This window comes from Pseudomonas sp. P65(2024) (assembly GCF_057480955.1).
Genome location: NZ_JBLIYX010000020.1, coordinates 21,102 through 41,015 on the forward strand (window position 1 = coordinate 21,102; position 19,914 = coordinate 41,015).

At 67.4% G+C, this 19,914-nt stretch carries 18 protein-coding genes; 5 read left to right on the forward strand and 13 right to left on the reverse strand.

Going from position 1 to position 19,914, the window contains the following annotated elements:
- Positions 1–46 precede the first annotated feature (46 nt).
- Positions 47–1,999 carry a pilus assembly protein TadG-related protein gene (locus tag AC25MA_RS22295; protein ID WP_308280962.1) on the forward strand — a complete coding sequence of 651 codons (1,953 nt, stop codon included), beginning with the start codon at positions 47–49 and terminating at the stop codon, positions 1,997–1,999.
- Here AC25MA_RS22295 and AC25MA_RS22300 read toward each other — a convergent pair.
- Together AC25MA_RS22300 and AC25MA_RS22305 are read right to left on the reverse strand one after the other, a co-directional pair.
- Entirely contained in the window at positions 1,984–4,620 is a 2,637-nt protein-coding gene (locus AC25MA_RS22300) for a PAS domain-containing sensor histidine kinase (RefSeq protein WP_309295722.1), read from the reverse strand. The two genes, AC25MA_RS22295 and AC25MA_RS22300, sit on opposite strands and share 16 nt — an antisense overlap.
- Positions 4,617–5,060, reverse strand: coding sequence for a TadE family protein (locus AC25MA_RS22305; RefSeq protein WP_028691369.1), 444 nt, complete (start codon positions 5,058–5,060; stop codon positions 4,617–4,619). Before AC25MA_RS22305 ends, AC25MA_RS22300 begins: the two co-directional genes overlap by 4 nt.
- A 75-nt stretch (positions 5,061–5,135) precedes the next feature.
- On the opposite strand from AC25MA_RS22305, the gene AC25MA_RS22310 reads away from it, so the two are divergent.
- Positions 5,136–5,606 (forward strand): A24 family peptidase, encoded by a 471-nt coding sequence (locus tag AC25MA_RS22310; RefSeq protein WP_028691368.1) that lies wholly within the window; start codon positions 5,136–5,138, stop codon positions 5,604–5,606.
- Positions 5,607–5,719: 113 nt separating this feature from the next.
- On the forward strand, positions 5,720–6,502 hold the full coding sequence (locus tag AC25MA_RS22315; protein ID WP_189660374.1) for a response regulator: 783 nt from the start codon (positions 5,720–5,722) through the stop codon (positions 6,500–6,502).
- 46 nt (positions 6,503–6,548) lie between these two features.
- Here AC25MA_RS22315 and AC25MA_RS22320 read toward each other — a convergent pair whose 3' ends face one another.
- Genes AC25MA_RS22320 through cpaB form a run of 8 tightly spaced genes read right to left on the reverse strand, consistent with a single transcriptional unit; the run spans position 6,549 to position 14,006 of the window.
- A complete protein-coding gene (locus tag AC25MA_RS22320; RefSeq protein WP_028691366.1) occupies positions 6,549–6,809 on the reverse strand; it encodes a DUF3613 domain-containing protein in 261 nt (86 codons plus the stop codon).
- Positions 6,810–6,822: 13 nt separating this feature from the next.
- Positions 6,823–7,524: a tetratricopeptide repeat protein gene (locus AC25MA_RS22325; protein WP_028691365.1), complete on the reverse strand. Its 702-nt coding sequence runs from the start codon at positions 7,522–7,524 to the stop codon at positions 6,823–6,825.
- Positions 7,525–7,538: 14 nt separating this feature from the next.
- Entirely contained in the window at positions 7,539–8,426 is an 888-nt protein-coding gene (locus AC25MA_RS22330; protein WP_028691364.1) for a type II secretion system F family protein, read from the reverse strand.
- A gap of 2 nt (positions 8,427–8,428) precedes the next feature.
- Positions 8,429–9,310 carry a type II secretion system F family protein gene (locus AC25MA_RS22335; RefSeq protein WP_028691363.1) on the reverse strand — a complete coding sequence of 294 codons (882 nt, stop codon included), beginning with the start codon at positions 9,308–9,310 and terminating at the stop codon, positions 8,429–8,431.
- Complete coding sequence (locus tag AC25MA_RS22340; protein WP_028691362.1) at positions 9,307–10,563, reverse strand: TadA family conjugal transfer-associated ATPase; 1,257 nt, start codon at positions 10,561–10,563, stop codon at positions 9,307–9,309. The genes AC25MA_RS22335 and AC25MA_RS22340 overlap by 4 nt, the downstream gene beginning before the upstream one ends.
- The gene (locus AC25MA_RS22345; protein WP_028691361.1) at positions 10,560–11,750 is read right to left on the reverse strand and encodes a CpaE/TadZ family protein; all 1,191 of its coding nucleotides are present in this window, start codon (positions 11,748–11,750) and stop codon (positions 10,560–10,562) included. The genes AC25MA_RS22340 and AC25MA_RS22345 overlap by 4 nt, the downstream gene beginning before the upstream one ends.
- On the reverse strand, positions 11,747–13,039 hold the full coding sequence (locus AC25MA_RS22350; RefSeq protein WP_182324529.1) for a type II and III secretion system protein family protein: 1,293 nt from the start codon (positions 13,037–13,039) through the stop codon (positions 11,747–11,749). Before AC25MA_RS22350 ends, AC25MA_RS22345 begins: the two co-directional genes overlap by 4 nt.
- 19 nt (positions 13,040–13,058) lie before the next feature.
- The gene (gene cpaB / locus AC25MA_RS22355) at positions 13,059–14,006 is read right to left on the reverse strand and encodes a Flp pilus assembly protein CpaB (RefSeq protein WP_069017045.1); all 948 of its coding nucleotides are present in this window, start codon (positions 14,004–14,006) and stop codon (positions 13,059–13,061) included.
- Positions 14,007–14,296: 290 nt separating this feature from the next.
- On the opposite strand from cpaB, the gene AC25MA_RS22360 reads away from it, so the two are divergent.
- Together AC25MA_RS22360 and AC25MA_RS22365 are read left to right on the forward strand one after the other, a co-directional pair.
- The gene (locus AC25MA_RS22360) at positions 14,297–14,479 is read left to right on the forward strand and encodes a Flp family type IVb pilin (RefSeq protein WP_028691358.1); all 183 of its coding nucleotides are present in this window, start codon (positions 14,297–14,299) and stop codon (positions 14,477–14,479) included.
- A 45-nt stretch (positions 14,480–14,524) separates the two neighbouring features.
- Positions 14,525–14,932: a response regulator gene (locus tag AC25MA_RS22365; RefSeq protein WP_028691357.1), complete on the forward strand. Its 408-nt coding sequence runs from the start codon at positions 14,525–14,527 to the stop codon at positions 14,930–14,932.
- Between the two features lie 11 nt (positions 14,933–14,943).
- On the opposite strand, the gene AC25MA_RS22370 is transcribed toward AC25MA_RS22365, so the two are convergent.
- From AC25MA_RS22370 to gdhA, 3 genes are all read right to left on the reverse strand, one after another.
- A complete protein-coding gene (locus AC25MA_RS22370; protein WP_213883588.1) occupies positions 14,944–16,614 on the reverse strand; it encodes a ShlB/FhaC/HecB family hemolysin secretion/activation protein in 1,671 nt (556 codons plus the stop codon).
- Between the two features lie 91 nt (positions 16,615–16,705).
- Positions 16,706–18,256 carry a collagen-like triple helix repeat-containing protein gene (locus AC25MA_RS22375; RefSeq protein WP_486972389.1) on the reverse strand — a complete coding sequence of 517 codons (1,551 nt, stop codon included), beginning with the start codon at positions 18,254–18,256 and terminating at the stop codon, positions 16,706–16,708.
- A 246-nt stretch (positions 18,257–18,502) separates the two neighbouring features.
- Positions 18,503–19,843, reverse strand: coding sequence for an NADP-specific glutamate dehydrogenase (gene gdhA, locus AC25MA_RS22380; protein ID WP_028691354.1), 1,341 nt, complete (start codon positions 19,841–19,843; stop codon positions 18,503–18,505).
- Positions 19,844–19,914: the final 71 nt, after the last annotated feature.

Below are 19,914 nucleotides of genomic sequence, written 5' to 3' on the forward strand. Positions count from 1 at the left end.
GCACCGCCGCCGCGCTGCCGGGCCACAGGCCGGCAAAGGAGTGCCCGTGGTTCCCCGTTCCGCTGTGCGCCAACGCGGCGCGATCGGCCTGATGGCCGCGCTGACCATGGGCCTGGCCCTGGTGTTCATGCTCCTGACCGTTGACAGCGGCCGCCTCTACCTCGAACAACGCAAGCTGCAGCGCATCGCCGACATGGCCGCCCTGGAAGCCGCCGAGCACGGCGGCGTCTGCAGCGGCAGCGGCCCGCAGGCCTCCACCCTGGCCCGCACCGCGGCCACCCGCAACGGCCACTCGCCTCTCAACCCCCTGATTGCCAACTGCGGCTACCTGCGCACCGGTCTCGACAACCTGCGCACGTTCACCGCCGACAACGTGCGTCACGAGGCGATCAAGGTCGAGGTCAGCAACGTGGTGGTCACCAGCGTCGCTGGCGGGGTGTACGCGCTGGTCCAGGGTGGCGCCATCGCCCGCACCACCACCCTGCGTGCCAGCGCGGTGGCAGCCACCCCCGGGACGCCCCAGGCGCGGCTGAGCATCCGCACTACCCTGGCCACCGTCAACTCGACCCAGGGCTCGGTGCTCAACGCCCTGCTCAAGGCCCTGGGCGGCTCGGCGCAGCTCGATGTGCTGGGCTGGCAGGGCATCGCCAACACCCAGCTAAACCTGCTGAAGTACCTCGACCAACTGGCGGTGGACCTGCACCTGGATATCGGCGACTACCAGCAATTGCTCAACGCCGACACCAGCGCCACCGTCCTGCTGCAGGCCGCGGTCAAGGTGTTGCAGCAAAGCGGCGCCGCCGTCGACGTGATCACCAACCTGGGCAAGCTGGCGGCGGACCTGCCGGTGGGCGGCCTGCAACTGGGCGAGCTGCTCGACCTGCAGAACGGCACGGCCCAGGCTGGCCTGGACGCCAGCATCCAGCTGCTGCAACTGGTGCAAGGGGTGATCCAACTGGCGGCCAGCGAGAACGCCGTCAACGCCGACCTGCCGATCAATGTGCTCGGGCTGGTCAATGGCCGCGTGCAACTGCGGGTGATCGAGCCCCCGCAGATCTCGGCGGTGGGTGACCCGCGCACGGACGAGTTGCGCGTTCATACCGCCCAGATCCGCGCCCTGGTCTCCCTCGATTTGCCCCTGCTAAGCGGCATCGCCGGGCTGCTCAATGCGGTGCTGGACCTCGCGGCACCCTTGACCAACGTGCTCAACAACCTGCTCAGCCTGAACCTGCTGGGCACCGTGCAATCGTTGACCTGCGCCCTGGGCATTCCGTGCAAGGTCAGCGACATCAAGCTGCTGGACGGCCAGGTGCATATCGATATCGGCATCGAAGTCGCCGAAGGCAGCAGCCGCCTGCGCCCGGCACCGCCCGACAACTACACCTGTAGCCCGAAGAGCCTGACCACCCTCACCCAGCGCTCGGCGGCGAAAATCGCCATCGGCAGGTTCGATTCAACGACGGACTTCCTCAGCAACGGCACCACCGTGGTAAAGGCCTTGCCAGTCATCGATATCGGCACCAATGTCTGCAGCCGCCTGCTGATCCTGCCGCCGTCCTGCGGCACGCGGGTGCCCTACGCCGGCGGTGGCATCGGCCTGCGGGTGGACAGCAAGCTGCTGGGCAGTGGCCCAGTGGAAAAGCCCCTGCTGTTCAGCGGTGCCCATGCCCCGACCGAAATCGGCCAGGAACCGGCCTACCAACCCATGGACAGCGACCAGGCGCAGGTGGTGGCGAGTCTGTCCGACACCCTGGCGGGCATCCACCTGGAAGCCTACAAGCCCACCGGCAATGGCGGCCTTGGCCAGGTGCTGGTGCTCACCGCCGGACTGCTGGACGGGGTGAAGAACATCCTCGAGCCGGTCATCAAGAACCTGCTCAGCCCCCTGCTCGATCCCCTGGTCAACGGCTTGCTAAAGGTGCTGGGTATCGACCTGCTCGACGCCCAGGTCGGCACCAACCTCAGCTGCGCCAGCGGCCACGCTCAACTGGTGCTGTGAAGGGGCAGTTCGACCCGCAAGCACGCGCCCTCGACGCCGTTGTCCACGCTCAGGCGGCCGCCCATCTGGCTGACGATGCCATGGCTGACCGACAAGCCCAGCCCGGTGCCGACCCCGGCCGGCTTGGTGGTGAAGAAGGGTTCGAAGATCCGCTCGTGCAGCTGCGGATCGATCCCGCCGGCGTTGTCCTCCACCAGCAACCACAGGCACCCGCCATGCAGCGCCTGGCGTACCCGGATCCACGGCTGCGCCACCTGCTTTTCCAGCAAGGCGTCACGGGCATTGACCATCAGGTTGATCAGCACCTGTTCCAGCTGATCCTGATGCCCGAGCACCTGGGCCAAGGCCTCGGGCGGTTCCAGGCGCAGTGTCACGCCCTTGCCGCGCAGGCCTTCTTCAAGCAACGCCTGGGCGCCTTGCACCGCGGCCCAGGCGGCGAAGCGCTCGCGCTCGACCGCCGAGCGCCGGCCATACACCCGCATATGGTCGACCAGCCGGGCGGCGCGCTCGACCTGGGCCTCGATACGGCGCAGCTTGTCTTCCAGATAAACAGGATCGGCAGCGCCGTTCTCCAGACGCTTGAGGGTGTTGACCACCGCCATGCGCATGACGTTGAGCGGCTGGTTGATCTCGTGCAACAAACCGGTGGCCAGCTCGCCCAGGGTCGCCATCTTCGCGCCCTGCAGCAGTTGCTGCTGGCTGCGCCGCACTTCGGTGTTGTCGCGGCCCACGGCCTGGACCTCCAGCAGGTTGCCCTCGGCATCGAACAACCCACGGTCGGCCCAGACCCACCAGGCATGCTCGCGGCCGGGCAGTTGCAGGCAGATCTCCGCGCTGCTCACCGGCTGCTCCGGCGTCAGCGCCCGCAGGCGCAGGAGGAAGGCCTCGCGCTGGCCGGCGGACAACCATTGCCCGAGGTCCGCGCCCTGCAACTGCCCGGGCGTGCAGCCCAGGTAGTCGGCCAAGGGCCGATTGCCGAACAGCACGGTCAGGTCCGGGCGATAACGGCAGATCATCGCCGGCGAGTCTTCCACCAGCACGCGGTAGCGCTCCTCGCTCTGGCGCATGCGCTCGGCAGCTTCCGTGGCCTCGCTGACGTCCAGCCACAGGCCGACCACCTCCAGCGGCTGGCCGAGGTCGTCACGCAGCAGGCGGGCTTCGTCAAGCATCCAGTGATAGCCGCCAAGGTGATCGCGCAGGCGATAGCGGCAGCGTACCTGGCCATCGCGCAACAGACCGCGGGTGCGCTCCAGCCACAGCGGACGGTCGTCCGGATGCACCGCCAGGCCCGGCTGGCGCGCCTGCTCGCTATCGGCCGCCCAGCCGAGCAACGGCGCCAGGCTGGCGCTGTAGAAGTCGCTGTGCAGCGCGCCTTCGGCATAGCGCTGCACGTAGATCACCGCGGGCGAGCGGGCGATGAGGTTCTCCAGCCGCGCACGGGCCGCGCCGGCCTGCTGCTCCTGGGCCTTGAGGGCGCTGATATCGAGCAGGAAGCCGCGCAGTTGGCCGGCCTGGCCCTGGCCGGCCCAATGGAACCAGCGCGGCGGCGCCTGGGGATCGTGACCCGGCAGGCGCACGCTGAGGCTCAGCGCCTGCCCGTCACGGGCCTGGTCCAGGGCCAGTTGCGCCGGCTCGCGGTCCGCCGGGTGCAGGCGGGCGAGCCATTGGCCAAGGCTGACCCGATTCGCCAGCCCGAGGGTCGCGGCCAGGGCCGGGTCCAGCTGCAGCTCGCCGTGCGCCGGCCACTCCCACCATCCCGCGCCCAGTTGGCGCTGCAGGTCATCGAGGTGATGGGCCTGGTGCTGCAGTTGCTGGCGGCGATGGCGCACCAGCAGCGGCTCGGTCAAGGTCCGTACGAGCGCCAGGGCCATGTCGACCGCAGGCGCCTGCCGCGCCCCGGCGCACAGCACCCAGGCCTCGGCCTCCAGGCCCTGACGATAGGGCACCAGGAACAACGACGCAGCACCGCACAGGGCAAGCAGCTCGGGGTCGTCATCGACCTCGACCAGGGTATGGGCCGGCCAGCGGTCCAGGCGCTCGCGCAGCCTGCGATCGTCGGGCCAGGGCCAGGTCTCGTCGCTGCTGGCGTAGTGGCGCCAGCCTCCTGGTTCGCGCAGCATCAGCCGCAACGCGGCCGCCTGCCAGTGCTCGGCCAGGCTGTGCAACTGTTCGCGGGCCGTCTGTAGCAGGCGCTCACTGCCACATTCGCGCAGGGCGTGGCCGATCTCGCCGAGCAAGGGGCGCTGGCGGTCCCAGCGCTGCTCGCGCAGCAGGTCACCGATGTCGAAAAGCTGCAGCATCCAGCCCTGTTCGTGGCGCTGCAGCCAGCCACGGGTGTGCAGCGCATGGCCCATGACGGTGTGAAAATCCAGGTCCAGGGGCTGGCCCTGCCAGTCGGCGGGCTGCCCTTCGAGCACCAGCCAGCTGTGACGCTCCAGATAATCGTGCACCCGCGCGCCCGCCTGAGCGGGAAGTGCCAGCAGGCTGCGCAGCGGACCGGCCAGACGCAATACCCGCGCCTGGTCGTCGAGCCACAGCTGCAGACCGATGGCCGGCGTCACCTCGGACGTCTGGGCCGGGACCGGCGCGGCGAACCAGCGATCGAACAGGCCACCACTCACAGTTGCAGGCTCGCCTGGGCCTGCAGCCGCGCGGGCAGCTTCGGTACGTCACCGACCACCGGCAGCACCAGGGTCGGCAGCACCCGCGTCAGGCGCGAGCGCGGGTAGTCGATCACCACCGTGAGCACCTTGTCCACGCCGACGGTGACCCGGGTGTCGGTGAGCACGTTGAATCCCAGCGCGCTGGGCATCCACGCCAACTGCTGGCCGATCACCTGGCGGGCCAGCCCCTGCACGTCCAGCTCGTAGGTCTGGCTGGCGGGGTCCACGGCCACGCAGCGACGCACCGCCTCGCTGCTGGCCTGGTTGAACGACTGCAGCATCAGCATCGGCAAGGCGTAGCTGACCAGCCCGTAGAACACCGCGAAAAACACCATGAATACGGCGACAAACTCGATGGCTGCCGCGCCTTTTTGCTGTCCCGCCGGGCTTGCTTTCATGATCGCGTCTACCCTGACTGTGAGACCTGTCTGAAAGCATAGAACCGTTCAACGAATAGGGATGGCAATTTGCCAATGCAAAGCATTGTTCTCCTGATGTGGCTTGCCTTGTGCACCGAACAAGATGTCCGTGAACGGCAAATCTCCAACGCCCTGACCCTCGGGGTCGCGGCGTGCGCCCTGGCCTGGCTGTTCGCCACCGGACGCAGCTGGATCGGCGCCGACGCAAGCGAAGCCGGCTGGGCCCTGGCCATCGTCATGCTGCTCACCCTGCCCGGCTACATGCTCGGCCGCTTCGGCGCCGGCGACGTCAAGCTGATGGGCGCCCTGGCCCTGGCCACCAGCCCGCAATACGTGCTCGGCACCTTCATCGGCGCCGGGGTCACCGTGCTCGCCTGGATGTTCGGCCGGCGGCGTCTGTGGACCCTGCTCAATCCCAAGGTGAAAAAGCGCCTGCAGGCGCTGGCCGAACAGGTCGGCGACAAGCAGCCCTTTGCCCCGTATGTGCTGGCCGGCTTCCTGTTGACGGCCGTCTGGATCCAATAACCGACCGCTGGGTCGCTTCCATGAGCTAGATGCATGTACATAATTGCAAAGTGCGACTACTTTTCTACCTGCCAGAGCCTCTGGCCCGGGAGCAGAGCCGATACAACAGGGAGTTGATCGTGAATAAATCTGTCAGTGAGGTGAAAGTGCTGGTGGTCGACGACCAGCCAGTGATCGTCGAAGAGTTGTGCGAGTTTCTCGAAAGCGAGGGCTACCGTTGCGTCCCCGCCCATTCCACCGGCCAGGCCATCGACTGCTTCAAGGCCGACGAGACCATCGGTTTGATCCTGTGCGACCTGCATATGCCCGAGCGCGATGGCATCGAACTGGTCCGCACCCTCAAGCAAAACGCAGGGCCGCAGCGCATGTTCGAGGCGATCATGCTGACCGGCCGCGCCGACAAGCAGGACGTGATCCGCGCCCTGCGCGAGGGCTTCGCCGACTACTACCAGAAGCCCATGGACCTCGACGAACTGCTCGAAGGCGTGCGCCGCCAGGAAGCGGCGCTGCTCGAACGGCGCCGCAACTTCCGCGAGCTGGGCAGCCTCAACCAGCGTCTGCAGGAGTTGGCCGAGTCCATCGACGATCTCTACCAGGACCTGGAAAAAGCCCGTGGCCAGGGCACCCACCGTCGCGCCAGCGATGCCGAGGACGGCGAGGCGGAGCTGCCCGCCGCCTTCGAGAAGCTGTCACCGCGCCAGCTTGAAGTGGCCCGGCTGGTAAGCAAGGGCAAGACCAACTACCAGATCGCCTGCGAGCTGGGCATCACCGAGAACACAGTGAAGCTGTACGTGTCGCAGGTGCTGCGCCTGACCCACATGCACAACCGCACGCAGCTGGCGCTGGCGTTGACTCCGCGTTCGTCGCCGGTGCATCAGCGGTTTACCACGCACTGACCTTGTGAATACCGCTCCTACACGATCGTGCCACAGCTTCAAGAGCTCAATTGTTCGACGAACTGATCTTGGTCCAGCGGTAGAAATCCGGAATCGCGTACTTGTAGCTGTCCAGCCAACGCTGCATGGCCTGGTCGCGTTCCTTGTCGGTCTGTTCCTGGCGCACGCTGGAGGCCTGGCGATTGCTCGCCTGTACCTGCAGCAGGGCCTCGGTGGCGGTCTGTGGGCGTGGCTGGCGCACAGGTTCTTCGGCCTGCGCCAGCAGCGGTGCGGCCAGGCAGGCCAGGACAATCCAGGGCTTGAACATGATCACCTCCCGATCAGTTGATGGCCGCGGCCGAAGACTCGGTCGCCGCCAGTGGGCCGCGCCCGTTGGACCTGATGCGCTGGGCCCGGGCCTGGGCCTCGGCGAATTGCTCGGGCTTCAGGCGCAGGCGATTGACCAAATCTTCCGCCTGCCGCCAGTTGTCCTGCACCAGCGACAGGGTCACCAGGTTCACCGCTGGCAGCGGGTTGTCGTCCTTGAGCTCGATGGCGGTGAGGAACTCGAAGCGCGCCTGTTCGTGGTTGCCCAGGTTCATCTGCACCACGCCCAGGTCGTTGCGCACCTTCTCGTCGGTTGGCGCCAGGCGTACCGCCCGCAGCAGGTTGCGCAAGGCCTGGACGTCATCGCCACGGGCCGAAGCCAGCTGGCCCAGGCCGTGCTCGCCCTCGGCGGCCAGGCAGCCGCCGAGCAGGCTGCGGTAGAGCGGCTCGGCCTCGCCGCGCCCGAGCTGGCGCAGTACCTTGGCCTTGCGCAGGCGGACCTGGTCGAGGGTGTCAGGCAGCTGTTCCAGGTGGGCCAGGCCCGCGTGCGGGCGGCCTTCGCTGATCATCTGGTCGGCCATGTCCAGGCTCAGTTGCTGGTCGGCATCGGGCTTGCCACAGGTGCCACCGCCGAGCAGACGGGCCAGGCCTTCGGGGGGCTGGCCGGCGCAACCGGTGAGCAGCAACAGGCCGATCAACGTCAGGATCGCTTTCATATCCATTTATCCCCTCATGAGCCCAAGGCCCGCGCCAGCGCGGAAAAACCTGGCCCGGCCAGGACGATCAGCAACGCCGGGAACAGGAACACCATCATCACCGCCGACATCTTCGCCGACATCTTCGACACCCGTTCCTGCAGGCCGGTCAGGCGCCGGTCGTCAAGCAACTCCTTGAGCGCCAGCAGCGACTTCATCGAGCCACTGCCCTGCACCAGCAGTTGCTGGAGAATGACGCAGGTGTCGATCAACTCGTCCACCGCCAGCAGGCGCGCGGTCTTTTCCAGCTCCGGGCCCAGGGCCAGGCCTGAGTCGACTCGCTGCAGGACCAGGCGCAATTCGTCACTGATGTTCGGTACCAGGCTGCGGCCTTCATGGGCCAGCACCCGCAGGGCCTGCTCCACCGCCAGCCCGGTTTCAAAGAGGATGCGCAGCAGCGGGATCAGCAGGCTCACCTCTTGGGCGATCTGCCGCTGGCGCCGCGCCGCCGCCAACACCAGCAAGCGCTTGGGCAGCAGGTAGCCCCCACCCATCGCGCAGAGCACCAGCACGCCCCAGTGCCCGCGGTTTTCCCCGGGCAAGCCATGGCCCAGCAGCAGCGCCACGCCCACCGCCAGCAGCGGCAAGCCCAACTGCACGGCGGCGAACAACGCCCGTTGCCGGCTGCGCCGCCAGCCCAGGCGATCGAGCAGCGCCTGGGTCTCGCCATCCAGCCGTTGCAGGCGCCGCCCCAGCGGGCTGCTGCCCAGCCACTGGAGCCAGTCGCCGAGCCGCTCGTCACGGGCCAGCCGTCCCTGCAGGCGTCGCGCCACCCGCTGCCGGGCCCGCCATTGCTGGCCGACCTGCAAGGCCAGCAGCACGAACGCGGCAAACAGGAACAGCGCGCAGAGCAACAAGGCCATACTTACAGGCTCCTCATCATGCGCCACAGCACCAGGCAGCCGACGGCCTGCAGGGCGAAGGCGAACAGCAGCATCAGTTGCCCACTGCGGTCGTGCCACATGGCCAACAGATAGGTGGGATTGGCAAACAGGAAGTAGCCGACCATGGCCAACGGCAGCGCGCCGAGGATCCACGCGGTAATGCGTGTTTCGCCGGTCATGGCGCGCAGTTGCCGGTCGCCCTGCTCGTGCTCGCGAATCAGCTTGATCAGGTTCTCCATCAGCTCGCTGGCATTGCCGCCGTGACGCTGGTTGATGCGCAGCCCGAGGGCGAACATGCGCAGTTCGGCCTGGCCATAGAGTTCGGCGAATTCATTGACCGCATCCTCCAGCGGCACACCCAGCTGCACGTTGCGCCGTACCCTCAGCATCGCCGAGCGCAGCGGCTCGCGAGTACTGTCGACGCCGCCGAGCACCGCCTCGTTCAGGGTGCGACCGGCCTTGAGGCTGCGCACGCTGTAGTCGAGCAGGCCAGGCAGTTGCTGGACGATCTGCTGCAGGCGCCGCCGGCAGCGCCAGGCCAGGAAGAAATGGCCGAGCAGCGGCAGGCCGAACAGCACCATCGACGCCACCACCCAGCCCGCCACAAGGCCGGCGAGCACGGTCAGCGCCAACCAGGCGAACAGCCACGGCCTGGGGGAAAATTCGGCATGGGCCAGGCCCGCCCGCTGCAGCAACGGGTCGAGCCAGTCGCGCCGGGCATTGCCGCTGCGCACGGCGCGGTAGGCCCGGCCCAGGCGTTCGAGGATGCGCTCCTCGCCACGCTTGTACAGGCCCAGGCGCAACAGCAGCAGCGCCATGCCCAGGCACAAGGGCGACAGTGCCAGCAGCAGCGGGCCCATCACAGCACGCCCTCGTGGCGCAGCTTGTTTCCCGCGGGGTTCGGCGCCTCGCGCAAGAAACCGTCGCCGCTGCGCCGGTCGAGGCGGAACAGGGTGTTCGTCACATACACATCATCGCGCACGCCGACCACTTCCAGCACCTCGCTGACGCAGCGCCGGCCATCGGCCAGTCGGGTCAGCTGGATCACCACGTCCAGCGCCGCGCAGATCATCTGCCGCAGGGTTTTCTCGGCCACCTGCCGGCCGGTCAGGCCGACCAGGGTCTCCAGGCGCAGCAGCGCGTCCTGGGCAGTGTTGGCGTGCACCGTGCTCATCGAACCGTCGTGGCCGGTGTTCATCGCGGTCATCACATCGAGCACCTCGGCGCCGCGGATCTCGCCGAGGATGATGCGGTCGGGGCGCATGCGCAGGGCGTTGCGGATCAGCTCGCTGGCCTTGATCTCGCCATGGCCCTCGGCATTTGGCGGGCGGGTCTCCAGGCGTACCACATGCGGGTGGTGCAGCTGCAGTTCGGCCACATCCTCGATGGTCACCAGACGTTCCTGGGGCGCGATCATTTGGCTGAGGATGTTGAGCAAGGTGGTCTTGCCGGTGCCGGTGCCGCCGCTGACCAGGATGTTGCAACGTCGGCCCACGGCGCGTTCGAGGAAGTCGTAGATCGGCTGGTCGATGGCCCGGGTGGCCAGCAGGTCGGCGCTCTTGAGCATGTCCTGGCGGAACTTGCGGATCGACAGGCATGGCCCGTCCAGGGCCACCGGCGGGATGATCGCGTTGACCCGGCTGCCGTCGGGCATGCGCGCGTCGACCATCGGCGACGACTCGTCCAGGCGCCGCCCGAGGGGCGCAAGGATGCGCTGCATCACCCGCTCGACATGATGCGCGTCGATGAAGCGCAAGTCGGTTTGTTGCAACAGCCCCGCCCGCTCGACAAACACCCGGTACGGGCCGTTGACCAGGATCTCGGTGACGCTCGGATCGCGCAGCAGCACCTCCAGCGGGCCGTAGCCGGTCAGCTCGTCGACGATCTCCTCGGCCAGGCGCTCCATCTCGTAGCGCGACAGGGCCAGGCGCAGGCGCGCCACATAGTCGCCCACCTGTTCCAGGACGAACTGCGCCAGCACCGGTCGCGCCCCTTCGAGCAGGTTGCGGCCGCTGTCCTCGATGGCGTCGATGACGTGCCGGTGCAGCGCGCGCTTGAGCACCTGCGGATCGCTGGCCGCATGGCGCGGCCCGCCAAAGGGTTCTTCGTTGCTCATCGGTTGCCCCACAGCCGGTTGAGCCAGCCCTGGCCTGCCGGCGCCAGGTTTTCCGAGCGCTGCGCCAGGCGCTCGCCCAGGCCGCGCAGGGCCTGGGTCAGGCCTTCGCGCGGAGCCAGCTCGAACAGGCTCAAGCCCTGGTTCTTGGCGTTCAGGCGCACCTCCGGGCTGTAGGGCATGACCTTGAGCAAGGCCAGCCCGTAGCGTTTGGCCAGGGCGTCGGCATCCGGCGCCACATGGCGCAGGTAGCGGTCCACCAGCAGGCTGGCGTGTTCGAGCTTGATGCCGCGGTCGCGCCACTGTTCGAGCACGTCCAGGTTGCGCCGGCAGTCGATGATGTTCTGGTCGGTGTAGACGATCAGCTTGTCGCAGTGGCTGACGATGGTGCGCAGGGCCTCGCTGTCGGCCTGGCCGGTGAGGTTCACGACGATGTGCTGGAAGTGCTGGCGCAAGGCGCTGAGCAGCATGTACAGCTCGGCGGCGCTGGATTGTGCCAGGGCTTCGTCGTTGTCGGCATAGGCCAGGATGCGCAGGCCGCCCTTGTCGCGGGTGAAGGCGCTGTCGATCAGGGTCGCGTCGAGCCGACGCAGGTGACGCAGGGCGTCGCCGAAATGAAACGAGGCCTCCAGGCCCAACAGGGCGAGGCTGTCGCCCCGGGGCAGGCCGAGGTCGAGCAACAGGGTCTGCTGGCCGCTCTCCTGCACCACCCGCGCCAGGTGCGTGGTGAGCAGCGCGCCGTCGGCGCCGCGCTGGGTGCCGAAGAGCACGGTCAGGCCGCCCAGGCTGGGGTTGCTGGTGGCCGTCGGCAGGCGCTTGCCCAGGCGCCGCACCAACCCCGCCACCTCGCTGGCCCGCGAACCATAGGCGACGAAGTCGCGGGCGCCGGCGCGCATGGCGTGCAGCACCAGCTGGTTGTCCATGCCGTCGCCGAGGGCGACGATGGCCAGCATCGGCTTGGCTTCGAGCATGCCCTCGATCAGCGCGCACTGGCCGATCAACTGCTCGCGGTCCAGGCCGATGAACACCAGGTTGCTGAAGGTCATGTCGACCAGCGCCAGCAGCTCGTCGAGGTTCGGGCTGCTGGCGCCGATCACCTGCCCCAGCGGCGCCAGCGCGCCCTGCAGCCAGTGCAGGTCCTCGTCGGTGCGGGTCAGGGCCAGGTAGGTCTGGTTCAGGCTTTCGTTCATTGGGACAACCCGCCACGGCCTTCGAAGTTGCCGTTTTCCATGAAGAACAGGCGGCCCCAGCTGGGGTCGTAGGTGCGCAACGCCTCGCCCGGCAGTTCCGGCAGGCGCGCATTGGCGGCCAGCGGCTGGACCAGGTGCGGGGTGACGATCATCAACAGCTCGGTCTCCTCGCGATTGAGCGCCGACTGGCGGAAGAACGCGCCGATGATCGGCAGGTTGCCCAGGCCCGGCATCTTGTCCACGTTCGAACGCACGTTGCTGCTGATCAGGCCACTGATGATGAAGCTTTCGCCATCGGCCAGGGAAATGCTGGTATCGGTACGCCGCACGCTGAGCCCCGGCACCCGGGTGCCGGCGATGACCACCGAATTGTTGAAGTCCAGCTCGCTGACCTCGGGGGCGACCTTCAGGGTGATGCGGTTGCGGCTGACCACCGTGGGGGTCAGCGCCAGGCGCACGCCGAACTCCTTGTACTCGATCGACACGTTGTCGCTGCCGCTGCTGGGCACCGGGATGGGGATCTCGCCACCGGCCAGGAAACTTGCGGTCAGCCCGCTCAGCACGGTGAGGCTGGGGCGCGCCAGGGTATAGGCGAAACCGCTGTTCTCCAGGGCGTTGATCATTGCCAGGAAGCGGCTGCTGCCGCCGCCCCAGACAATGTTGAAGACGCTGTTGTCGAGGGGGATGCCGGGCCGGGCGTCGGCGTAGTTGGCCGAGCTCGGCACGCTGGCGGTGCTCGGCACGTAGCCCGGGCGCACCACCGTGTCGGGCACGGTGCCGGGCGAGCCGATCAGGCTGTTGTTCGAGCCCTTGAAGAACAACCGCGCCCCGGCCTCCTTGTACTTGAGGCGGCGCACTTCGACGAAGCGGATATCAGCCTGCACCTGCACCGGCAGGTCCTCCTGGGCGGAGGGCAGTTGCGCCGTTTCCGTCATGTCGGCGCTGGCCCGGCCCTTGACAAACAACATGGCCCGGTGCGGCTGCGCGGTGCAGTCGGTCCACAGCATCAGGCTGGTGGTGCCCTGCCCCACCGCCGTCAGCAGCACGGCGCGCTCGCCGCTGGGCTGCACATCGGCCACCTTGGGCTCGCCCACCGCCGCCCGGGTGATGGCCACCGGCAGGCGCAGTTCCTGCTGCAGGCCCTGGTCCATCTCGATCACCGACGGCAACTGGCCGAACGCGGCGCAACCCTTGGCCGCCGCCTGCGCAGTCGGCGCCAGCAGGGCCAGGACCAGCAGCGCCGGGACCAGCCATCCGCCTCGTGGAGTAACACGCAAAGAAATACGCATGGATCGCATCCTTGCCGGTTCAGGGAGTCTTGTTGTTATCGCCGTTCTGGGCGCCGCGAATGATCTGCATCGCTGGGGCGCCAGCCGCGGCGGCGGCCGTCTGGCTGGCCAGGGGCACCTGGGACAGCTGGCTGAAGCGATAGAGGTCGCGATTGGCGCTCTGCAACTGCGGGCTGGCGTCCTGGCCGGACCAGTAGGCCGCCAGCAGTGGCTCCTCGGCGCTGCGCACCGCCAGGCGCAAGGTCCCGGCCTGGGCCGCCAGCATCAGCCGGCTGGCCAGGGCTTCTGGCACGGCCAGGCCCACGGTGCGGGTGGTGTTGCTGTTCAGCGATTGCTGGTCGCGGCGGGCCTTCTGTTCTTCGGCCGTCTGCGCCGGACGCCCGTCGTTGGCCAACCCGGTCTGCTGGTCGACGCTGAGCACGCGCAGGGCCGGCAGCACCACCTGGGCGGAGGACTGCGGGTTGTTGTTCTCCTCGCGCAGAAACAGCAGCACGTCGACGAAGTCACCCGGGCGCAACTGCCCGGCGGCGCCGATCACATCGTCGACGGCCACCGCCACGGCGCGCTCGTGGGGGCGGATCATCCGCGCCAGCGGTCCGCCGGCCTGGAAGCTCGACTCCTCCAGCCAACTGCCTGCCGCCAGGGGCCGGATGCTGCGGCGCCCGAGCACCTGGTCGAGTTGCTGGAAGGCGCCGGCCGGCACCACCTGCAGGCGTTCGACCAGCACATCGTCCTCGCTCAAGGGGGTGTTGGCCGGCACCGCCCTGCGCAACACCACGATGGGCGAGCGCGGCGGCTCGGGAGGGGCGACGGGGACGGGCGCGGCGGGGATCGCCGCTTCGCTCGGAGGCGCCAATGGCGCTGGCGCGGGCTCGGCCGGGCGGCTCAAACGCAGGCCCCAGTACCCGGCGAGCAAGGCCGCGATCAGGAACAGGCCGGCGAGGATCATGGTCAGGCGACTGCTCATCTGCGCTCTCCCCCCACGCCTGGGACCAATGATGGCAAAAGGTAACTATTTCGCTATTGGACGGTAGCTGAGCCGCCATCTTTCGCCATTACCTGCACCGCATTTTTAGAGCCATGAAATTGACGCGTCGGCAAAACAAAAACTTAGCATCGCCAATTACAACCAATACTTTTGGATTAATGCCTTTTTACATTTGCAGGTCGCCACAGCTTGGCAATGCTCTGATGGCAAAGGGGTATCACTTATCAAGCCCCGCCGACCGGCGCCCATCGAGCGCAAGGAGTAGTGCCATGCTGCTGCAACAGATCCTCATCCATGTAAGGGCTTTCCTCCAGCGCAAGGACGGCGCCTCCGGTATCGAATACGCCGTGATCGCGGCCATGGTGGCGGTGGTGCTGGCCGGCTTCGTCACGCCGATCTCGACCGAGGTATCGGCCATCATGACCACCATCAAGACCGCGATCACCCAGTGACCGCAGCACCTGCATGACGTGTAGTCCCACTGCCTGGAGCCGACCATGCCGACCTCTTCCTTGCGTCAACAGATCCTGCTGGTGGACGACGAGGAAGAGGCCCTGCTGGAACTGGCCGAGTTGCTGGAGAACGAGGGCTTCTGTTGCCACACCGCCACCTCGGTGCGCTGCGCCCTGCAGCAATTGACCCGCCACCCCGATGTCGCCCTGGTAATCACCGACCTGCGCATGCCCGAGGAAAGCGGCCTGGGCCTGGTGCAGCGCCTGCGTGAGCACACCGCGCGCCAGCACCTGCCGGTGATCGTGATGTCCGGGCATGCCGACATGGACGATGTCAGCGACCTGCTGCGGCTGCAGGTGCTCGACCTGTTCCGCAAGCCGATCTACCACGCACGGCTACTCGAGACGCTGGAGAACCTGTTTCCCAAGCCATTGATGCAGGCCGTCAAATAGCTTGCGCGCTCCTACAGCTGATAACTGAAACTGAGGTTCAGCCGTGGCCGCCGGTTGAAGCTGTCCAGGGCGATGTCCGACATCGGCTTGGCCACCTCGACCGCGATGTTGTAGTAGCGCATATCGCCGAACCGCAGCCCCAGCGCCGCCGATGACATCTTCGTGTCCTTCACGTCCAGCGCGTTGAACCAGGCCCGCGCCGTGTCGAGTGCCACATACGGCTGCACGACCTTGAGCCAGGCACCGTCACGCCGGAAGCTGTAGTTGAGCTCGTAGGCCAACCCCCAGCCCTTGTCGCCCGAGCCCTGGTCGCTGGGATAACCCCGCCCGAAGTTCTGCCCGCCGAACACCGCCCGTTCGCTGTCGGGCAGGCTGTCGTTGCTCCAGTAGGCTGCCGCCGAGGCCACACCCTGCCAGTTGTCGGTGAAGTTGTCGCTCTGCACCCCCGATACCCGCAGGCGCAGGAAGTCCAGGTCGTAGTCGGCATTGGTGCTGGCCCCCAGGCGGTCAAGGCCCTGGTAGACACCGGCACTGAGGATGCGCAGGCGCCGTGCCTCGGCCTTGCGCCAGTCCCCTTCGAAGGACAGCGCACGAATATCGGTCTGGCTGTCCAGGCGCAACGGAAAGCCCACCACCTGGTAGTCGATGCGGTCGTTGACCACGTAGAAGCGCCCGACCACCTCCAACCATTCGCTGGGCGAGGCGATCAATGTCTGGCTGATGCCCATCGAGTAGCGATCGTTCTCGCGGTGCTGGGTCAGGTCGATGCCGTTGTCCAGGCGGATGCGCGCCTTGGGATCGCTGCGGTAGCGCGAGGCCGACAACAGCAGCTTCGAGCCCTCGGCATCGAGGAACTGGCTGTAGTCGAGGCGGTAGTAATGCTCCTTGTCTTCGCCGGGCGGCACCAGCACGCTGGCGCTCAGTTGCTCGGCGAAACGCGTTTGCGCGTTGCTGCTGGCGCCGATCAGCGCCTGCAGGTCGTCGCGGCTGCCGTCGTTGAGGCTCAGGGTGGTCGTGATCGGTTTGCGCGAGACCTGGGCCAGGAGCCGGGTCGCGCCATCGGTGGTGGCCGGGGGCGGTACCTGGGCCTGGAAGGTCACCCCGGGGATGCGCCCGGCCAGGCTGGTGTAGCGCTCGAAGCTCTCACGGGTCAGCGGACGCTCGGCCTTGAGGCGGTCCATCAACTGGTCCAGGTAGGCGCGCGCCGCGCCGATATCGCCCTGTACCTGATAGTCGTGGATGTAGCCTTCCACCAAAACCACCCGCACCCGACCATCGGCGAAGTCCTGGGGCGGCAGGTAGGCGTACGAAAGCAAGTACCCGTCTTGCTGGTAGCGTTGGGTCAGGCGACGGGTGACCTCGATCAGCTCGGCGAGTGTCACCTCACGGCCAATCAACGGCTGGAAATGCTCGCGCAGGTCGCTCAATGGATAGACGGTGCCGCCTTCGAAGCGCACCTTGCGCACCGCCACCTGCGTGCTCATCAACAGCGGGGATTGGCGCGCGCTGTCCACGGTGGGCACGTGCAGGCCGGCGGGGCCGGGGCGATAGGCATCCACCGGCAGGTTCGGCGTGGGCAGGCGGCGCTCGGTCTCATTGCTGTTGAGAAAACTCGGCAGGGGTTCGGCCCGGGCCAGGCTGGCCACGGACAGCGCCAGCATCGTCACCAGCAATCGGCGCATTCGGACACTCCATGATCCAAGGGTGACAGGGTGACCGACCGGCGCACGGCGCACCGGTCGGCCTCACTCACCTTTAGCGTAGCCCGTCGCGTCAGCGCTGCCCGCCTGCCAGGGCGCCGGTCAAGCCACCCAGGGCGCCGCCGAGACCGCTGCCCTGTGCGCCATTGGCGTTGACCAGGGTGCCGGCCTGGCCGACCGTTGCGCCCACCGCCGTCACCGTTGCGCCCAGCTGGCTGACCGTCGGGTTGGCCGTGGCGCCGGTCAATTGCGTGCCGACGGTACCCACCGCACCACCCACCTGGTTCAGCAACCCGGCCACCGGCGCTCCCGCGCCCGTGCTGGCACCGATCTGCTGGGTCACGCTGGACACACCGGCGACCACCGGACTGAGTCCGCTGCCCACCTGCTGGGTGAGTGCCGCGGCAGGAGCACCTGCCGCCGTGTTGGTCACGCCGTTGCCGCCGAGCACCGGGCCCAGGCTGGCGACGCTGTTGCCCGCCTGCACCATGCTGCCGCCGATACCGCCAACCGTCGGGCTGCCAATACTCGCGGCCAAGCCACTACCGGCACCTGCCACCACCCCACCAGCGGTTTCCAGCAGCCCGGTGCGCGCGCCGCCGGTGACCGGCGCCAGCCCGCTGGCGATGCTCACGGTGGTGCCGGTATTGGCGACTGCCTGCCCAAGCGTGGTGCCCAGTGGATTGCCCGAGCCCGCCAGTTGCTGGCCGGCCTGGTTCAGGACCGTGCCGGTTTGATTCAACGCCTGGTTGAGCGGGCCGGCGAGCCCGGTCTGCCGGGTGACGTTGGCCGTGGTGTTTTCCACCAGCGAGACCACCGGCACCAGGGCATCACTCGCGCCTTGGGTCGCACCGGCCAGCGGACCGCTGGTGCCGACCGGCGAGAGCGTGTTGCCAAGCATGGTCACCGCTTGGCCGACCCGGTCGACACCCTGCCCGGCCCCGGCGACCAGTTGGTTGACCACCGGCACCTGCTCGACCGGCCCGTTGCTGGCCAGTCCGGTCACGCCCTGGCCAAGGCCAGAGACGCCCGTGCCCAGGTCGGCGGTGGTCGCGCCGACCACGCCGACCGTGGTACCCACGGCATTGTTGCCAGTGCCCAGTTGCCCCAGGCCGTCGCTAAGGCCACTGCCAACACTGTCCACCGCGTTGCCGGCGGACGACACCAGCGCACCCACACCGCCGGTCAGCGAGGTATCGCCGGCGATGGGCAGCGAGCCGATCACCTGGCCCAGGTTGCTCACGCCGTCACCGACACCGGAGACGGTGTTGCCCAGTTGATCGACCACCTGGCCGGTGACCAGGGCGGTAGGAGTGGTGCCACCGCCCGTGCCGCCATCGCCGCCGCCGGGCGTGGTGCCGCCGCCGGAGCCACCGCTGCCCCCACCCGTGCCTGCGCTGCCATCGCCCGGGGTGCTGCCACCACCGGTGCCCGTGCCACCGCCACCGGCCCCGCCGCCCGAGTCTCCAGCACCCGCACCGGTGCCTGCGCCCGTACCGCCGTCGGCCGAGGAACCATCGACCTCACTGTGATGCCCACCTCCGCCACTGCTGCAACCGGTGAGGCCCAGGGACATGACCATCGTCAGCGCCGTTGCGGCCCTGATCCACGCTTGAGTGTTCATGGGAAGACTCCCGCTGCTGGTTGTTGTACTCACAACCAGCAGTGAAAGCCGAGGAGAGCGAAACAGGTAGTTCACAACTTGGTGTTAGTACCTGTGGTAGAGGACGGCGGGCGCTGCGCAAACCTATGAAATCAAGCTGATTTCATCCTGTAGACGAAGCCTGGTGACGCAAGTATTAGTACTAAGTCATTAGCACAAGCGACTGCGGAGCGGTCTTGCCAAGACTTCAGCCCCCATGACCTCGAATCAAACCACGCCCTGCGCCAACATCGCATCAGCGACCTTGACGAAGCCAGCAATGTTGGCGCCCTTGACGTAGTTGATGCTGCCATTGGCCTCTTCGCCATAGTGCACGCACGCATGGTGGATCGACTGCATGATGTGGTGCAGCTTGCTGTCCACCTCGCCCGCGGTCCACAACAGGCGCATGGCATTCTGCGACATCTCCAGGCCCGACACGGCCACGCCACCGGCATTGGAAGCCTTGCCCGGCGCATAGAGGATGCCGGCCTCGATGAAGATATCCACAGCCTCCAGGGTGGTCGGCATGTTGGCGCCCTCGGCCACACAGATGCAGCCGTTGCGCAGCAGGGTACGGGCGTCCTCGGCGTTCAGTTCGTTCTGGGTGGCGCACGGCAGGGCGATGTCGCACGGCAGGGACCACGGCGTCTGGCCCTTGCGGAACTCCAGGCCGAACGAGCCGGCCAGCTCGCTGAGGCGGCCGCGCTTGACGTTCTTCAGTTCCATCAGCGCATCCCATTGCGCGTCGTTCAGGCCGGCTTCGCAGAACAGGGTGCCTTCGGAGTCGGACAGCGAGATCACCTTGCCGCCCAGGTCCATGACCTTGCGCGCAGCGTACTGGGCGACGTTGCCGGAGCCTGAGATCGCCACGCGGCGACCGTCGATGCGTTTGTCCTGACGCTTGAGCATCTCTTCGGCGAAGTACACGCAACCGTAGCCGGTGGCCTCCGGGCGAATCAGGCTGCCGCCGTAGGTCATGCCCTTACCGGTCAGCACCGAGGTGAACTGGTTGGCCAGGCGCTTGTACTGGCCGAACAGGAAGCCGATCTCACGGGCGCCGACGCCGATATCACCGGCCGGTACATCAAGGTCGGCACCGATATGACGGTACAGCTCGCTCATGAACGCCTGGCAGAAACGCATCACCTCGGCGTCGCTCTTGCCCTTGGGGTCGAAGTCCGAACCGCCCTTGCCACCGCCCATGGGCAGCGAGGTCAGCGAGTTCTTGAACACCTGCTCGAAGGCCAGGAACTTGAGCACGCCCAGGTTCACCGACGGGTGGAAGCGCAGGCCGCCCTTGTACGGGCCGATGGCGCTGCTCATCTGGATGCGGTAGCCGCGGTTGACCTGCACCTTGCCTTGGTCATCGACCCATGACACGCGGAACAGCACCGCGCGCTCGGGCTCGACCATGCGCTCGAGGATGCCGGCCTTGAGGTAGTGAGGGTTTTGTTCGAGGAACGGCCACAGGCTGCGTAACACTTCTTCCACGGCCTGGTGGAACTCGGGCTGAGCCGGGTCGCGCTGTTGCAGGCGGGCCAGGAAATCGTCGACAGATTCGATCATGGTAGACATCTCACCAAGAGGGATTGTTTTTGGTTTTTTCCCGAATGTACCAAGAACCAATCGCACTGGAA

What these genes read in the sequence shown, in the direction of transcription:
- AC25MA_RS22305 (WP_028691369.1), bottom strand. Translation starts at nt 5,060, where the DNA reads ATGAAAGCAAGCCCGGCGGGACAGCAAAAAGGCGCGGCAGCCATCGAG.
- AC25MA_RS22310 (WP_028691368.1), top strand. Translation starts at nt 5,136, where the DNA reads ATGCAAAGCATTGTTCTCCTGATGTGGCTTGCCTTGTGCACCGAACAA.
- AC25MA_RS22320 (WP_028691366.1), bottom strand. Translation starts at nt 6,809, where the DNA reads ATGTTCAAGCCCTGGATTGTCCTGGCCTGCCTGGCCGCACCGCTGCTG.
- AC25MA_RS22325 (WP_028691365.1), bottom strand. Translation starts at nt 7,524, where the DNA reads ATGAAAGCGATCCTGACGTTGATCGGCCTGTTGCTGCTCACCGGTTGC.
- AC25MA_RS22330 (WP_028691364.1), bottom strand. Translation starts at nt 8,426, where the DNA reads ATGGCCTTGTTGCTCTGCGCGCTGTTCCTGTTTGCCGCGTTCGTGCTG.
- AC25MA_RS22340 (WP_028691362.1), bottom strand. Translation starts at nt 10,563, where the DNA reads ATGAGCAACGAAGAACCCTTTGGCGGGCCGCGCCATGCGGCCAGCGAT.
- AC25MA_RS22345 (WP_028691361.1), bottom strand. Translation starts at nt 11,750, where the DNA reads ATGAACGAAAGCCTGAACCAGACCTACCTGGCCCTGACCCGCACCGAC.
- AC25MA_RS22350 (WP_182324529.1), bottom strand. Translation starts at nt 13,039, where the DNA reads ATGCGTATTTCTTTGCGTGTTACTCCACGAGGCGGATGGCTGGTCCCG.
- cpaB (WP_069017045.1), bottom strand. Translation starts at nt 14,006, where the DNA reads ATGAGCAGTCGCCTGACCATGATCCTCGCCGGCCTGTTCCTGATCGCG.
- AC25MA_RS22360 (WP_028691358.1), top strand. Translation starts at nt 14,297, where the DNA reads ATGCTGCTGCAACAGATCCTCATCCATGTAAGGGCTTTCCTCCAGCGC.
- AC25MA_RS22365 (WP_028691357.1), top strand. Translation starts at nt 14,525, where the DNA reads ATGCCGACCTCTTCCTTGCGTCAACAGATCCTGCTGGTGGACGACGAG.
- AC25MA_RS22370 (WP_213883588.1), bottom strand. Translation starts at nt 16,614, where the DNA reads ATGCGCCGATTGCTGGTGACGATGCTGGCGCTGTCCGTGGCCAGCCTG.
- AC25MA_RS22375 (WP_486972389.1), bottom strand. Translation starts at nt 18,256, where the DNA reads ATGAACACTCAAGCGTGGATCAGGGCCGCAACGGCGCTGACGATGGTC.
- gdhA (WP_028691354.1), bottom strand. Translation starts at nt 19,843, where the DNA reads ATGATCGAATCTGTCGACGATTTCCTGGCCCGCCTGCAACAGCGCGAC.